A 15,298-nucleotide genomic window follows, 5' to 3' on the forward strand; every position below is an offset into this window, starting at 1 on the left:
TCCGATCTCTGTGTGCGCCGCGACGAGCAGCGGCGCGCAGCGGGCTGTCGCCGCGCGCGCCGCGGCTGCTACAGTCGGCGCGGACGGCGCCGACCGAGCGCCGGCACCGCGCTTCCGCGCAACGGGTCAGAGAGAGCCAGCCGTGGAAGCAGACACCGCGATTCGCCTGCTGAGCGTCGAAGACCATCCGGTCTTCCGCGAAGGGCTGGGAACGATCATCGCGTCGCAGCCGGACATGCGGCTCGTCGCGCAGGCCGGCAGCGGCACCGAGGCCGTCGAGATGTTTCGCCGGCACCGGCCCGACGTCACCCTGATGGACCTGCGCCTGCCCGGCACGAACGGCACCGACACGCTGATCGCGCTGCGCGGCGAGTTTCCCGACGCGCGCGTGATCATGCTCACGACGTCGGATTCCGACGGCGAGATCCGGCGCGCGATGCGGGCCGGCGCCGCGGCCTACGTGCTCAAGAGCATGCCGAAGGACCAGCTGCTCGACACGATCCGCTCGGTCCACCGCGGCCGGCGTCTCGTGCCGCCGGAGGTCGCCGCGCGGATCGCCGAGCATCTCGCCGACGACGATCTCACGCCGCGCGAGCTCGACGTCCTGGCGCTGATCCGCGACGGCCGGCGCAACAAGCAGATCGCCGACGCGCTCGGCATCTCCGAGACGACGGTCAATTTCCACATCCGGAACCTCGTCGACAAGCTCCAGGCCAGCGACCGCACGCACGCCGTCGTCATCGCGCTGCGTCGCGGACTGCTGCAGATCTGATTCGCGGGCAGACGTCCTGCCTCCACCCACCGATGCCGGAGACCGCAATGACCCAGCGAGCAGACGGCGCAGCGAGGCGGGACGAGCTCCTGCAGTGCCGGAGCGCCGACAGCCGACGAGTGAACCGGCTCGCTGCCCGGCTGCTGGCGATCGGGTTCTGCGTCGTCGCGCTGCCCGGCGTCGCATCGCCGGCGCATGCGCTCGATCCGGCTCGGGCCGTGTCGCAGTACGGCCACAACGCCTGGCGGGTCCGCGACGGCGCGCTGCCGGGCCCCGCGTATCCGATCGCGCAGACGGCCGACGGCTATCTTTGGATCGGTACCCAGGCCGGCGTCGTGCGTTTCGACGGCGTGCGTTTCGTGCCGCTGCGCGCGCGGGACGGCACGACATTGCCGGATTCGTTCATCACGTCGCTGCGCGCGGCGCGGGACGGCAGCCTCTGGATCGGCACGCGCCGCAGCCTGGCCCGCTGGAACGACGGCGAGTTGACGCTCCATCCCGGGATCACGCTCGGCGCCCAGTCCCTGCTCGAGGATCGCGACGGCGCGATCTGGTTCGCGACCGTGCGCGGAGCGACGAAGCAGCCGGTCTGCCGGCTGCGGGCCGGCGAACTCGTCTGCTTCGGCGAAGAGGCCGGACTGAAGATGCCCGCGGGAGGCTGCTGCATCGGCACCCTGATCGGGGACGCCGACGGCGGTTTCCTGATCAGCACCGATCTGGCCGTGCTGCGCTGGAAGCCGGGGCAGGCGAGCGTGACGCTGCCGGTCGACGCAAAGGCCAAGGCCGGCATTCCCGGCGTGATCATCCTCGCGGGCGCGCCGCAGACCTGGGTCGGCGTCGATGCGCGCGGCAGCGGCCTCGGATTGCTGCGGGTCGACGGCGATGCGATAGCGCCGTTCACCACGCTGCAGCTCGACGGCGGCACGATCGCGGTCCAGGCGCTGTTCGTCGATCGCGCAGGATCGCTGTGGATCGGTACCCTGGACGACGGCATCTATCGCCTGCGCGGCGACCGCGTCGACCACTACCGCGCGGCCGACGGCCTGTCGGCAGATGCGGTGTACTGGTTCTTCGAGGACCGCGAAGGCAATCTCTGGGTCTCCACGGCCGAAGGCGTCGACCGGTTCCGCGATCTGCCGGTGACGACGATTTCCAAGCGCGAAGGACTCAGCGCCTACGAAGTCGACAGCGTCCTGGCCGCGAGCGACGGAACGATCTGGGCCGGCACCACCGAATCGCTCGATGCGATCCGCGACGGCGTCGTGCGGTCGATCCGTGCCGGCGAAGGGCTGCCCGGGCATCAGGTCACCTCGCTGCTCGAGGACCACGCGGGCCGGCTCTGGGTCGGCATCGACCAGGGCCTGTGGATCTACGCGGACGGCACGTTCAGGCCCGTGCCCGGATTCGACGGAGAGCCGCTCGGGTTCGTCGCGAGCCTCGCCGAAGACGCCGCGCACACGGTCTGGGCCCGCACGCGCAAGGGGCTGGTCCGCATCGACGGGCAGACCGCGCACGAACCGATGACGATGCCGCCGGTAGTGCTCGCGGCGGATCCGCAGTCGGGCCTGTGGCTCGGGCGCGCGGACGGCGACCTCGCACGTCTGCGCGACGGCCGGCTCGAGGTGATTCCCGGCGGGATCAACAAGGGCAGGCTGCTGCAGCTGCTCGTCACGGCCGAGGGCTGGGTGCTCGGCGCGGGCGAGGCCGGGCTGCTCGGCTACCGGGACGGTCGCCAGGCGCTGCTGACAGCGCGGGACGGGCTGCCGTGCGACAGCCTGTACGCGCTGGTGTTCGACGACGATGGAGCATTATGGATTTCATCACAATGCGGCATCATTGCGATCGACGCCGCGCAGCTGCGCGCCTGGTGGGAGCGTCCCGGCACGCGCGTGCATCCACGCCTGTTCGATGCGCTGGACGGAGCGCGCCCGGGCCGGGCGCCGTTCATCGCCGCGGCCCGGGCGCGCGACGGAACGATCTGGTTCGCCAATGCCGTGGCGCTCGAGTCGGTGGATCCGGCCGTCGCGCGCCGGTCGCCGCCGCCGCCGGCGGTCCGGATCGAGGAAATCATCGCCGACCGCCGCGCCCACGCGCCGCGCGACGGACTCGCGATCGCGGCGAATCCGCGCGACGTCGAGATCGACTACACCGCGCTGGCCCTGGCCGTCCCGCAGCGGACGAACTTCCGTCATCGGCTCGACGGCCGCGACGAGGACTGGCAGGAAGCGGGCACGCGGCGCCAGGCGTTCTACTCGGACCTTCCGCCGGGCGACTATCGTTTCCGCGTCGCGGCGCGCAGCGGCGACGGCGCCTGGAGCGAGGACGGCGCGGCCGTGCGGTTCACTGTCGCGGCGGCCTGGTATCAGACGTTCGCCTTCCGGGCCGCCGTCGCCGTTGCCGCGCTGCTCGCCGCCGCGGCGATGTACCGGCTGCGCGTCCGCCGCATCGCCGCGCAGATGCGCCGGCGTTTCGACGAGCGGCTCGAGGAGCGCACGCGGCTCGCGCGGGAACTCCACGACACCCTGCTGCAGACGATCCAGGGCAGCAAGATGGTCGCCGACGACGCGCTCGATACGGCCACCGACCTCGCGGGCCTGCGCGGGAAGATGGAGCGGCTTTCGGAATGGCTCGCGCAGGCGGTGCACGAAGGGCGCGCCGCACTCGCCGCGCTGCGCGTCACGACCACGCAGAGCAGCGATCTCGCCGAGCGACTGGCACGTGCCGCCGAGGAGTGCGCGCCGCCTCACGGCCTGGACGTGGCCCTGTCGGTTCACGGCGATGCCAGGGAGCTGCATCCGATCGTGCGCGACGAGGTCTGCCGCATCGGGTTCGAGGCGATACGCAACGCCTGCGCGCATTCGTCCGGTGCGCGACTGCAGGTCGCGCTGTCGTACGCGCGCGATCTGACGCTCGAGGTCCGGGACGACGGGCGCGGCTTCGATCCGGCCGCGATCGAGGATCTCGCCGGACACTACGGGGTCCGCGGCATGCGCGAGCGCGCGCAGCGCATCGGCGGCACGCTCGCGATAACGAGCGCGCCGGGAACGGGCACCGAAGTTGCGCTCGCCGTTCCGGGCAAGGCCGCGTATCGCGACGCGGCGGCTCCACGGTCCGTGCTTGCCGGGTTCCGCCGGCGGTCCGGTCGCGACGACGGCATCGATCGCGCGTGACCGACGCCCTGTAGAAAACTGCAGGGAGCATCCTGGGGATACCGGCGTGGGAGGCAGCCGGCGGCGATCGTAGCGTGAGGCGGCCGATCCGATGGAGCTGCCGTATGAATTCTCCCGCCGTCGCCGTTGCCGGACATGCGGCCGTGCCTTGCGCATGCCGCCTGCGCGGAGGCCTCAGCCGCCGCGCGCTGTCGCGCACGCTCGAGCTGATCGAGCGGCGCCTGAGCGAACGCCTCACGTTGACCGAACTCGCGCGCGCGGCGTCGGTCAGCCGCTTCCATTTCGCGCGCATGTTCCGCGTGAGTACCGGCTGCAGCCCGATGGGCTACGTGCTCCGGGCGCGGATCGAACGCGGCAAGCAGCTGCTGCTGCAGGGTAGCCGCAACGTCGCGGATACGGCCGCGGCGCTCGGCTTCTGCGACCAGAGCCATTTCTCGCGCCGCTTCAAGCAGGTCACGGGAATGTCGCCGCGCGATTTCGCAGAAGTTCACGGCGCCGATGTGCGTGGCGCCGCCTCGGTCGCGCCGCCCGTTTCCGGCGTGATGCGCTCCGCGTGAGGAAAGATGCGCGCCGGCGGCGAGACCGGCGCGCATCCGGTTCGCGATCCTGTTTCCCGGCGAACTGCGAATAGCCAAATCCAGCCGAACCCATCGAAGGCCTGCGGCGGCCCGGCGGCACCCGAGAACCGAATCATGACCCGACGACGTTAGCGACACGCATCCGTGGCGCGCTCCTGCCGGTCCGCGCGCGGCAGCACGTCGGGAATCGACGTGCCCTCCGTGACATAGCTCGTCGTGGAAACCGACCACAACGAATTCCGCATCGTCTTTCCGACGTGCGGGAGCGGCAACCGGCGCCTGAGACGGATTCCGAAGAGCCGCGCCGCAGTCGACCGCTCCGGAGCGTGCCGTACCGGGCGGCGGCGCAGTCGTGCCGCCGCACCGGCCGCGCCGCTCAGTTCCGGTCGAGGAAGTCGACGAGCGCCGGGATCACCTGGGCCGGGGCTTCTTCGAGGAGCCAGTGGCCCGAGTTTTCGATCACGCGCCCGTCCACGTTCGAGTCGACGAGGCGCGCCTGGTCGATCAGGAACGTGCCCGAGGCCTTGCCGCCGGTCAGGACCAGCATCGGCGTCGTCAGCCGCGTCCGGGCGAACCCGGCGAAATCCGCCGCGTCCTGCTCGAACGCCTTGAAGTACTCGAAACCCGCATGGATGCCGCCGGGTTGCGCATAGGCCGCGGCGTAGTAGCGGCGGTCCGCCTCGGGAATCGAGTGGTCGCGATCGGCCGCGAAGTCGTTCCAGAAATGCTCGAAATAGATGCGCTCGCGTCCGGCCACGAGCTTCTCGGGCACTTCGCCGTGGAAATGGAAGTGCCACAGATCGCGCAGCAGCCAGACCTTGGTCCAGTCGCCGACGCCGGGCAGGAACGCGTCCATGAGCACGACGCTCTCGACCTCGTCCGGATACTGCGCGGCGTAGGCGTAGGCCACCATCAGGCCGATGTCGTGGCCGACCACTTTCACTTTCGGATAGCCGAGCGACTTCACGAGCGCGTGGACGTCCTGGGCGAGCGTCTTCTTGTCGTAGCCGCTTTCGGGCTTGTCCGAGCCCCCGGCGCCGCGCAGATCGGGAGCGATGACGACGCGGCGATCGTCGAGCTTCGCAATGAGCGGCAGCCACATGTGGCTGGTCTGCGTATAGCCGTGCAGCAGCAGGACCGGCGTCTGCCGGCCCTTGCCCGAATAGAGGTATTCCAGCTTGATCCCGTCGACCGTGGCGCTGCGCGTCTCGACCGCGGCCCCGGCCGCGCTCGCGGTGATTCCGAGTGCGGCAGCGGCCGTGACGGCGGCGGCCCGGCGAACGACCTTCGTGATTGCATTCATGATGTGCTCCGCGTGATGAAGGATCCGCGCGGCGACGGGCGCCGCCGCGCGGTGAAGTCAGCGCGTCTCCTCACGCAGGCGCGGCCGCGCGAAGACCGTCGAACGGCCAACGCCGCGGCGGCGCAAGGAATCGCAACTGCCGGCCGACTGTGCACGCCCGCGACGGCGGCGCCTTGAATGCGCGTGCGGCTTTCGGCCCGGTGCGGAAAACGGCTCACGGATCAGGCTGCTTCGCAGCCGCCCACGCGAAACGGCGCGCCGGGGGATCACGGGGAGGCCATGAAAATTTCTGATGGCCAGATAAAGGAATTTATTGCGTCAACGTATAGAAAATAAGTTTGGAAATATTTCCAATGGTTGCGATCGGGCGTATCGTGCGGCGGACCGATCACCCACGGGAGAACCTCCATGCAGGCCGGATCGCAGTCGCAGTGGTTGCGCGCGTCGCTCGTCGCCGGTTGTCTGAGCGTATGCGGTGCAATGTGGACAGGGCCGGCGCGGGCCGGTGCGGACGAACCCATCGCCTACATCGGCCACGGCGCCTTCTTCGAGGCGTCCGGCCGGCAGATCACGCCGACCCAGCAGTTCGTCGCCGAGGCCCAGGCCTGGTACCGCACCGACCTGTCGCGGCGCCTCGACGAAGCCAAGACGTTCGACTTCGCGCTGTTCGAGCGCGACCTGTTCGACGGCGTGCCGCCGCAGGGCCAGGCGCGCCTCGCCTTCGAGCAGCGCGCGCTCGAATGGCTGTATGCGAATTCGGAGCGTCGGAAGAACGACGACCGTACGCTCGGCAAGCTGCGCGCGCTCGATTTTGCGCTGACGTTCGAGATGCGCGAACGCCTCGACACGAAGGATGTCGGGCAGGGCGTGCCGTTCGTGCTGCCGCCGCCGCTCGCGAAGAAGCTTGCTGCAGTTCGCGCGCGGCAGGCGCAGGGCGAGGGCGGCGTCAAGACGGCGACGCTCAATTCGGGCGTAGCCTACACGAACGAATGCATCGCCGCGGGCGTGCCGATTCCTCCGTCGATCGGCGTCATGGATCCGGCCGGGCTGGCGGGGTGGAAGTCGCAGGGCTTCATTCCGCAGGCGCTGCAGTTCATCGTCGGCACGCCGGCCGAGCTGCGCACGTACCGCAGCACCTCGCCGCTCGGCATGTGCTATGCGCTGCCGCGCTATTCGAACAATGCGATGACGACGGTCGCGCTCGACGGCGTGATCTGCCTCAGCGAAGTGACGTCGAAGGTCTGCATCTGGGACAACCAGATGTCCGGTACGACGTTCTCGTTCGCCGCCGGCGCGCAGATCCCGATCGGCGCGCCGAACCTGTCGGTCGATCCGCTAGGCCGTTATCAAGCGGGCGGCAACGAGCTGCTCGGCGGCCAGGGCGGCATCTGCACCGACTGCCACGCCGGCGAGAACCCGTTCATCACGCATCCGAAGGCGAACCTCGGCGCCTACCTCTGGGAGAACCTCTGGCAGGTGCAGAGCCTGCCGACGTTCGCGCCGAACCGCTACGATCCGCTCGTGCCGGCGAGCTGGCCGCAGAACCAGTTCTCGCAGACGTTCGCGAGCGTGCCCGGCGTCTGCAGCGGCTGCCACGTCAAGTTCAGCGCCGGCCGCTTCCCGCACCTGTCGAACCAGCTGCCCGGCTATTGCGGCACGATCCTGCCGGGCGGGTACAACACGACGATGCCGCCCGGCGTGCCGGGCACGCAGGTCGCCGCCGCCTCGGCGTTCCGCAACGCCTACTGCTATGCGCCGCCGGACAACACGACGGCCGACGCCGGCGATCCGCACATCACGACGACGAACGGCATCAGCTACGACTTCCAGGCAGCCGGCGAATTCGTCGTGCTGACGAACGACGACACCGGCTTCGAGGTGCAGAGCCGCCAGTCGCCGGTGCAGACGACGTTCATCCCGCCGCCGAACCCGTACACGGGCCTGCAGAGCTGCGTCGCGCTGAACACGGCGGTCGCCGCGCGCGTCAACACGCACCGCGTGACCTACCAGCCGACGCGCACGAGCTCCGGCAAGGAAGAAATGCAGCTGCGCATCGACGGACGCGTGACGGCGCTGACCGCGACGCCGATTCCGCTCGGCGGCGGCGCCTACGTCGCGCTCGCGGCCGCCGGCGGCGGCATGCACGTCGTGTTCTCCGACGGCAGCGATCTCGTCGCGACGCCGCGCTTCTGGACCTCGCAGGGCTACTGGTACATCGACATCGACATCACGAACACGCCGGCGCGGGAAGGCATCGCCGGTCACGTGCTCGCCGGCGACTGGTTGCCGCGCGCGCCCGACGGTTCGTCGTTCGGTCCGATGCCGGGCCCGCTCGCGACGCGCCACGTCGTGCTGAACCAGACCTTCGCCGACGCCTGGCGCGTCACCTCCGCGACGAGCCTGTTCGACTACGCGGCCGGCACGTCGACGGCGAACTTCACCGACCGCAACTGGCCGACGCCGCCGGGACAGCCCTGCCGCACGCAGCTGCCGCCGGTGCGTCCGCCGCTGACGACGATGCAGCCGCAGCTCGCCGAGCTCGCCTGCCGCGCCGTCGAGAACGAAACGAAACACGCGCACTGCGTATTCGACGTCACCGTGACCGGCGACGCCGACTTCGCGCGCGGCTACCTGCCGGCCGGCGGCACGGCGGCCGATCCGGCGCAGCCCGTCGCGAAGGAACGCTGAGCGGGCAGGGGCACGCGAGGTGTCGGCCGGCCGCTGCCGGCCGGCGCCTCGTCGCTGCGGAGTGGATCGCTGCGCCGCTCAGAACGTGATCTGCACCGACGGCGCGCTGCGCTCGGCCTCGCCGTGAAAGACCGCTTCGATGTTGTTGCCATCCGGATCGAGCACGAATGCCGCGTAGTAGCCGGGGTGGTAGTCGCGCTCGCCGGGCGCGCCGTTGTCGGTTCCGCCGTTCTTCAGCGCGGCGGCATGGAACGCTTCGACGGCGTCGCGGTTCTTCGCCTGGAACGCCAGATGATGACGGCCGGTCAGCTTGCCCTGCGCGGCCTGGCTGTCGCGCGTCGACACGAACAGTTCGTCCGCCCAGAAGAAGTCCGGGCCCGTGCCGCCCATCGGAATTCCGAGGACATCGAAGATCGCGGCGTAGAACGTCCGCGAGGCGGAGAGATCGCTGACCACGAGCTGGATGTGGTCGATCAGGCGACCGCGATGGACTTGCCGGGTTTCCATGGTGATTCCGTCCTGTCGTTGCGGAACGATGAGCCGCCGCACTGCGACCGGCGCGCGCGCCGCATGATGCGGCGGCGGCCGTGAGCGTCCGGTGGACGACGCGCGCGGCCGGACCGGCCGTTCGGCGGATCAGGCCCGATCCGGGCCGGAGCTTCGCCGTTTCCGGCCGCGCAGCCGTTCGCGGATCGACGGGCGGTATTTGACGATGCACCAGAGCGCGCGCACGCCGTCTTTCCAGCCGATCTTCTTGCCGTCCGCATGACTGCGGCCGCGGTAGGAGATACCGACCTCGACGATGCGGCATCCGCTGCCGGCGAGCTTGGCGGTGACTTCGGGCTCGAAGCCGAAGCGGTCTTCCTCGATTCGCAGTGCCTGGACGATCTCGCGGCGGAACACCTTGTAGCAGGTCTCCATGTCGGTGAGCCGCAGGCCGGTGAACAGGTTCGACAGCTGCGTGAGCAGCTTGTTGGCGAACCATTGCCGCAACAGCATTCGCGGCGGCCGCGCGCCGCCGAAGCGCGAGCCGAACACGACGTCGGCTCGCCCTGCCAGTATGGGCTCGACGAGCAGCGGGTATTCGTCCGGGTCGTATTCGAGGTCGGCGTCCTGGACGATCACGATGTCGCCGGTCGCGGCGCTTATGCCGGTGCGCAGCGCCGCGCCTTTGCCCCGGTTGACCTCGTGGTAGAGGATCCGCTGCACGAGCGGCGCGATCTGCGTTTCGAGGATCGCGCGCGTCCCGTCGCGCGAGCAGTCGTCCACGACGATGATTTCCGCGGGCGCGGCGGGCGAGGCGCGCACGGCGTCGACGAGCGCGCGGATCGTACGCGCCTCGTTGTAGCAGGGAATCACGACGGTCAGTTTCACCGGCGGCATTCCTGCGGTCCTCCATGTCGCATCGGCATCGTCGTTCATCCGCTCAGCATCACGAGGCCGACCAGCGCGAACAGCCAGCGGTAACGCCGCTGCATCCAGACCGCGGTGTCGAAATCCAGTCCGCGCCGCAGCGCCTGCATCGACCACGCGAGATGCAGCAGCCAGGCGACGGGGCTCCCGAGCAACGGCCGCGGCAGCACCCCGCAAGCGGCGAGACCCGTGAGCAGCGCGTAGGCCGCCGTGAACGTGAGCAGGCTCGCAAGGAATGCCTGTCTGCGGCCGAACGCGACGGCGTTCGTGCGTATGCCGTTGGCGCGGTCGCCGTCGTAGTCGCGCACTTCCTGGTTCAGATGGCCGGCGGCGAACACGAGGCCGAAGAACAGGCCGATGCCGATGCCGTTCGCGTCGAGCGGATGGGCGAGGGTGTAGCCGAGCAGGAAGTGCAGGGTCCCGCCGACCAGATGATTGACCGACGCGGCGATCGGCGTGCTCTTGCCGAGCACCGGCGAGGCCGAATACAGGAAACCGAGCGCGGCGATCGCGCCGCCGAACAGCAGCGCCGCCGGACCGGCCAGGGAGAACGCGGCGATCGCGAGCACGAGCAGGACGATCGCGGTGCCGGCGACTTCACGCCGCGTGATGCCGTGACGGCTGAACACCTGCGGCGCGCGCAGCGGATCGCGCAGGTCGCCTTCGCAGCCGGCCCAGTCGTTGAAGACGAAGATGTGCGCGGTCAGCGCGCAACTGCCGAGCGCGAGCAGCGCCGGCGCGACGAGGCCGTCGCGCTCGATGCGATAGCCGCCGAGGACGACGCCGAGGACCGGCGAGGCCTGCAGCGCGGCCACTTCGAGTGCCCGTGTGGCGGCGAAGTGCCGCAGGATGCGCCCGTACCGGCGCAGCGCCGGCGCCGTCATGGCGCGGCCGGCGGCGCGGCGTCGCTGCCGGCAGTCTCGAACAGCCGCAGCCACAGCGCGTAGCCGACGTCTTCGGACCAGTAATACCGCCGCACCGTCGCGCTGAGATCGTTGTGGTACAGCAGCGGCGGCGTGCGGCGCAGCAATGCGAAGTCGTCGGCGCCGAGTTGCGCGAGCACGCGGCGCGCGGCCCGCCGCGCCGCGTCGTCGCCGGGCGACCCGGCGGCATCGACGAGCCGCTGCACTGCCTCGCTCCAGATCGCCTGTCCTTCGACGGGCAGCGCGAGCCGCTCGACCGGCAGCGGCAGCGGACAGCCGCTGCGGTCGAGCTCGGCCACGCGCAGGTACGGCAGCAGCGCCGACTTGGCGTAGTAGACCCAGATGTCCTCGTCGCGGAACGACCGCTGCAGGCTGCCGCAGAGCGCTTGCGCGGCCGGCGGATCGAGCTCGCGCAGCATCAGGTAGACGTGCAGCTGGATTGCGATGTCGGTCGGGTTCGGATCGCTGCCGGGATCGAGGCAGCGATAGTGCTTTCGCGGCGCGAGCCAGGTGCGGTAGAAACCCCTCGCGTCGCGGTAGCGCGCGAGCTGGTCGAGCATGGGCTGCCGGCGCGGATCGTCCGTGCCGGGGCCGGCGATGCGCCAGACCAGTGCCGTGTCGTCGGCGTCCGGCGTGATCGCGCAGCCGAGCGTGCCTATCGCCGGTCCGTCCGGCAGTCCGTGATAACGCACGAGGCCGTTCGCTTCGATCTGCGCGGCGAGGTGGCCGCGTGCGCGATCGAGCGCGGCGTCGAGTTCGTGCCGATGCGCGAGCGGCGCGAGCAGGTCCACGAGGGTCGAGGTCAGGAACGTGTTGAGCTCGGGCTGCGGATTCTCGTAGCGAGGACCCGTCGTGTGCGCCGTGAGCCAGGCGCCGTAGGCGGTCTGGTGTTCGCGCAGCAACGCCGAAGCACGCGTGGCCATCGCCTCGAGCGCCGCGGCCGTCGGCGGCGGCGAGTCCGGCGAGTCCGGCACGGCGGTCGCAGGCGACTGCGGGCGAACGATCACGCGCTGCTCGCGGACGATGCGGAAGTCGCTGCGCGGCTCGACGCGGACCGCGAGCTGCAGCACCCGCTCGCCGCCGCCGACACCCCAGAGATTGGCGCTGATCCGCCAGCCCGTCGGCGCGTTCGTGCCCAGGGCCGCGTCGACGTCGGGCCGCGGCAGGAACTGCGTCGTCGCGCCGGCGACGAGACCGTCGACGAGCAGCAGCAGCTGGGCCGGCGAGCGCAGGCAGGCGAACGCCCAGCCTTCGAGCACCGCGCCGGCCTCGAGCTCGGGCAGCGTGCCGGCCGTCGGCAGTCGCGTCGGACCGATCCGGTCGATCGTGCCCTTCGCATCGCAGAGCAGTTCGCCGGGCGCGGGCGGATGGCGCAGCTCGACCAGATACGGAATGTTCGCCGGATCCCAGGCGCCGCGCAGCGAGGCCGGGTCGCCGGCGAACAGGCGTTCGTCGCTGGTCCTCGTGTACCAGAACGCACCGACCGCCTGCACGCCGATCGAGAACGCGACCGCCGCGACGAACACGCCGCGCGCGATCGGGCGCAGCGCGAGCGGTGCCGGCGCGAGCAGCCAGATCAGCACGGGCAGGACATCGGTGAGCCAGCGCGCTCCCCACGACGCGCCGGCGCGCCAGTCGCCGTGAGCATAGAGCAGGAGCTGGCCGACGACGGCCAGGGCCAGCGCCGCGGCGAGCACCCGCGTTTCGGGCGAACGCAGACGCCGGACCAGTCCGACGGCGACGAACGCGAGGAACGGCGAGAAGACCAGCAGTCCGCGCGCCGGACTGACCAGCAGCCCGGCCAGCCCCGACCAGCCGCTCTGGAAGAAATTCACGGGCGGCTTCACGACGCCGTAGCCGCCGGCGAGATGGCCGAGGAAGCCCAGGTTGTAGTACAGCAGCGCCGCGAGCGGAACCGCGGCGCCGGCGATCAGCCATCGCGTGCTGCGCCAGTCGCGCCAGAGCACGAAGAAGCCGATGGCTGCGGCGATCAGCGCGTCCGGCGGACGGTTGGCCGCCGCGAGCACGCAGACCGCGCCGAGCAGCGCGAGCCGCGCGGCATTCGCCGGCGCGAGGACCAGCAGCAGCGCGAGCGCGATCAGGAGCTCGCCGGTGCCGTGCTGCCACAGCGCCTGGCTCGAGATCATCCAGGTGTTGGTGCCGAACGCGAACGCGAGCGCGAGCGGCAGGCACCAGCGGTTGCCCTCGCGGCGCAGCAGCAGGAACACGAGCACGCTCGCGGCCGCGGCGAGCAGCGACGCGGCGAGCTTCTCCATCCACTCCGCGACCCGGTCGACCTGCGGCTGCTCCCAGCCCTGCGCGTCGAGCCAGCGGACCGCAGGCAGGTACAGCGGCGCGACGAGCAGCGGCGTCACGACCGGATAGAACGAGGCCAGCTCGTGTTCGCGCGTACGGATCAGCCAATAGGCGGTCGGCTCGAAGTGGACGGCGGCGCCCGCGTCGTTCGCCGGCCGGTAGCGCGGCAGCGCCATCGGGTGGCCGTGCGCGAACCAGCGCGCCTGCGCAGCGGGCTCTAGCGTGCCGTCGTGCCAGAGCAGCAGCGGCAGGTAGCGTGCGGACACGGTGTCGCCGGCGCCGATCACGCGCAGGTTCGCGTTGTAGATCAGGAAACAGGCCAGGGCCAGGAGCAGCGGCGCGAGCACGGAGCGCAGGCGCGAGCGGCGCGGATGTCGCACGGCGTTGGTCATGGGACGCGAGGGAACATGCGCGCAAGCTTAGCGGATCGACAGCGTCCGGTGGCCTTGGTATGTTGGTCGCTTCGCCGCGAAACGGGGCAGGGACGGTGTCCTGTCCGGTAGATGCAGTGACGAAATTTCGGAGGGGGTTCGCCTCGGGAGCAGCGCGGGACGACACGCGGCGGCGCTACGGCGGCGCAGCGTCAGCGACATACCGGGCAGAGGCCCCGAAATCATTCAATGGCCATTGGCGGAACGGGACAGTAGATGCGGGCTGGCGGGCAGAGAACGCTGGTGACGGGCGGCGCCGGTTTTCTTGGATCCCACTTGTGCGATGCCCTGATCCGGCGCGGCGACGACGTCCTTTGCGTGGACAACTTTCACACCGGCACGCGCGACAACATCGCGTCGCTGCTCGGGCATCCGCGCTTCGCCTTGCTGCAGCACGACGTCACCTCGCCGCTCGACGTCGAGGTCGACCGCATCTTCAATCTCGCGTGCCCGGCGTCGCCGGTGCATTACCAGCGCGATCCGGTGCGGACGATGCGCACCTGCGTGCTCGGCGCGATGAATCTGCTCGCGCTCGCCGAACGCCGGCGCGCGCGCATCCTGCAGGCGTCGACGAGCGAGGTCTACGGGGATCCGGAAGTCCATCCGCAGCCCGAGAGCTATGCGGGCCGGGTCAACCCGATCGGTCCGCGCAGCTGCTACAACGAAGGCAAGCGCTGCGCCGAGACCCTGTTCTTCGACTATCGCCGGCAGCACGGCCTCGACATCAAGGTGGTGCGGATCTTCAACACCTACGGTCCGCGCATGGTCGTCGACGACGGCCGCGTCATCGGCAATTTCATCAATCAGGCGCTGCGCGGCGAGGACGTCACCGTCTACGGCGACGGCAGCCAGACGCGTTCGTTCTGTTACGTCGACGACCTGATCGACGGCCTGCTCGCGGCGATGGAGTCGCCGGCCGGCTTCGCCGGGCCGGTCAACCTCGGCAATCCCGACGAACTGAGCATGCGCGAGCTCGCCGAGCGCGTGCTGCGGCTCAGCGGCAGCCGCTCGCGGATGGTCCACCGGCCGCTGCCGCCCGACGATCCGAAGGTGCGCCGGCCGGACATCGCGCTCGCGCAACGGACCCTGGGCTGGGAGCCCAGGGTGTCGCTCGATGACGGACTCGGCGAGACGATCGCCTATTTTCGCGCGCTGCTGAACGCATGAGACAGGAGCGGCCGGCCGACGGGAACGCGAGAACCGCGATCATCGTCGCGGGCATGCATCGCAGCGGCACGTCGGCGACGACGCGCATCGTCAACCTGCTCGGCGCCGAGCTCGCGCGCGAGCTGATTCCGGCCGCCGTCGGCAACGAACGCGGCCATTGGGAATCGCGTGCGGTGCAGGACCTGCACAACCGCCTGCTCGCGGCGCTCGGCTCGGACCTGTATTCGCCGGTGAATTTCCCGGCGGCCTGGTTCGACAGCGCGGAAGCGCAGCCCTGGATGGACCGCATCGGCGAGCTGCTCGCGAGCGAATACGGTAACTCGAGCCGGTTCGTGATCAAGGATCCGCGCATCAGCCTGTTCCTGCCGCTGTGGTCGGAAGCGCTGCGCCGCGCCGCGATCGCGCCGCGCTTCGTGCTGCCGTTCCGCGATCCGGCCGCCGTCGCGGCCTCGCTCGAGCGGCGCGAGCGCCGGCTCGCGAGCGGCAATGCGTTGCCGCCGGCGCACGGCGTCGCCGCGTGGCTGCGCTACGTGCTCG

The 15,298-nt window shown here is 70.5% G+C and carries 11 protein-coding genes; 6 read left to right on the forward strand and 5 right to left on the reverse strand.

Annotation, left to right across the window (positions count from 1 at the left end; genetic code table 11):
- Positions 1-142: 142 nt before the first annotated feature.
- From NON22_RS10855 to NON22_RS10865, 3 genes are all read left to right on the forward strand, one after another.
- On the forward strand, positions 143-772 hold the full coding sequence (locus NON22_RS10855; RefSeq protein WP_257386951.1) for a response regulator: 630 nt from the start codon (positions 143-145) through the stop codon (positions 770-772).
- A 47-nt stretch (positions 773-819) separates the two neighbouring features.
- Positions 820-3,942 (forward strand): sensor histidine kinase, encoded by a 3,123-nt coding sequence (locus NON22_RS10860; RefSeq protein ID WP_257386952.1) that lies wholly within the window; start codon positions 820-822, stop codon positions 3,940-3,942.
- Between the two features lie 104 nt (positions 3,943-4,046).
- On the forward strand, positions 4,047-4,499 hold the full coding sequence (locus NON22_RS10865; protein ID WP_257386953.1) for a helix-turn-helix domain-containing protein: 453 nt from the start codon (positions 4,047-4,049) through the stop codon (positions 4,497-4,499).
- Between the two features lie 397 nt (positions 4,500-4,896).
- Here the strand turns inward: NON22_RS10865 and NON22_RS10870 are convergent, their stop codons facing one another.
- Entirely contained in the window at positions 4,897-5,823 is a 927-nt protein-coding gene (locus tag NON22_RS10870) for an alpha/beta fold hydrolase (protein ID WP_257386954.1), read from the reverse strand.
- A gap of 480 nt (positions 5,824-6,303) precedes the next feature.
- Between NON22_RS10870 and NON22_RS10875 the strand changes: the two genes are divergently transcribed.
- Entirely contained in the window at positions 6,304-8,511 is a 2,208-nt protein-coding gene (locus NON22_RS10875; protein WP_257386955.1) for a hypothetical protein, read from the forward strand.
- 78 nt (positions 8,512-8,589) lie between these two features.
- Here the strand turns inward: NON22_RS10875 and NON22_RS10880 are convergent, their stop codons facing one another.
- From NON22_RS10880 to NON22_RS10895, 4 genes are all read right to left on the reverse strand, one after another.
- The gene (locus tag NON22_RS10880; RefSeq protein WP_257386956.1) at positions 8,590-9,018 is read right to left on the reverse strand and encodes a VOC family protein; all 429 of its coding nucleotides are present in this window, start codon (positions 9,016-9,018) and stop codon (positions 8,590-8,592) included.
- A 129-nt stretch (positions 9,019-9,147) separates the two neighbouring features.
- Positions 9,148-10,041: a glycosyltransferase family 2 protein gene (locus NON22_RS10885; protein ID WP_257386957.1), complete on the reverse strand. Its 894-nt coding sequence runs from the start codon at positions 10,039-10,041 to the stop codon at positions 9,148-9,150.
- Complete coding sequence (locus NON22_RS10890; RefSeq protein ID WP_257386958.1) at positions 9,930-10,808, reverse strand: UbiA family prenyltransferase; 879 nt, start codon at positions 10,806-10,808, stop codon at positions 9,930-9,932. The genes NON22_RS10885 and NON22_RS10890 overlap by 112 nt, the downstream gene beginning before the upstream one ends.
- Complete coding sequence (locus NON22_RS10895; protein ID WP_257386959.1) at positions 10,805-13,555, reverse strand: hypothetical protein; 2,751 nt, start codon at positions 13,553-13,555, stop codon at positions 10,805-10,807. Before NON22_RS10895 ends, NON22_RS10890 begins: the two co-directional genes overlap by 4 nt.
- A gap of 255 nt (positions 13,556-13,810) precedes the next feature.
- Between NON22_RS10895 and NON22_RS10900 the strand changes: the two genes are divergently transcribed.
- Together NON22_RS10900 and NON22_RS10905 are read left to right on the forward strand one after the other, a co-directional pair.
- Positions 13,811-14,761: a UDP-glucuronic acid decarboxylase family protein gene (locus tag NON22_RS10900; RefSeq protein WP_257386960.1), complete on the forward strand. Its 951-nt coding sequence runs from the start codon at positions 13,811-13,813 to the stop codon at positions 14,759-14,761.
- Positions 14,758-15,298: sulfotransferase family protein (locus NON22_RS10905; RefSeq protein ID WP_257386961.1), on the forward strand; the 541-nt coding region annotated here is incomplete at its 3' end. The genes NON22_RS10900 and NON22_RS10905, both read left to right, overlap by 4 nt.

This window comes from Tahibacter caeni, from assembly GCF_024609805.1.
Classification (GTDB): Bacteria; Pseudomonadota; Gammaproteobacteria; order Xanthomonadales; family Rhodanobacteraceae; genus Tahibacter; species Tahibacter caeni.

Excerpts from the sequence above, each read along its gene's own strand:
- NON22_RS10865 (WP_257386953.1), top strand. The coding sequence starts at position 4,047 with ATGAATTCTCCCGCCGTCGCCGTTGCCGGACATGCGGCCGTGCCTTGC.
- NON22_RS10890 (WP_257386958.1), bottom strand. The coding sequence starts at position 10,808 with ATGACGGCGCCGGCGCTGCGCCGGTACGGGCGCATCCTGCGGCACTTC.
- NON22_RS10870 (WP_257386954.1), bottom strand. The coding sequence starts at position 5,823 with ATGAATGCAATCACGAAGGTCGTTCGCCGGGCCGCCGCCGTCACGGCC.
- NON22_RS10900 (WP_257386960.1), top strand. The coding sequence starts at position 13,811 with ATGCGGGCTGGCGGGCAGAGAACGCTGGTGACGGGCGGCGCCGGTTTT.
- NON22_RS10875 (WP_257386955.1), top strand. The coding sequence starts at position 6,304 with ATGTGGACAGGGCCGGCGCGGGCCGGTGCGGACGAACCCATCGCCTAC.
- NON22_RS10880 (WP_257386956.1), bottom strand. The coding sequence starts at position 9,018 with ATGGAAACCCGGCAAGTCCATCGCGGTCGCCTGATCGACCACATCCAG.
- NON22_RS10895 (WP_257386959.1), bottom strand. The coding sequence starts at position 13,555 with ATGACCAACGCCGTGCGACATCCGCGCCGCTCGCGCCTGCGCTCCGTG.
- NON22_RS10860 (WP_257386952.1), top strand. The coding sequence starts at position 820 with ATGACCCAGCGAGCAGACGGCGCAGCGAGGCGGGACGAGCTCCTGCAG.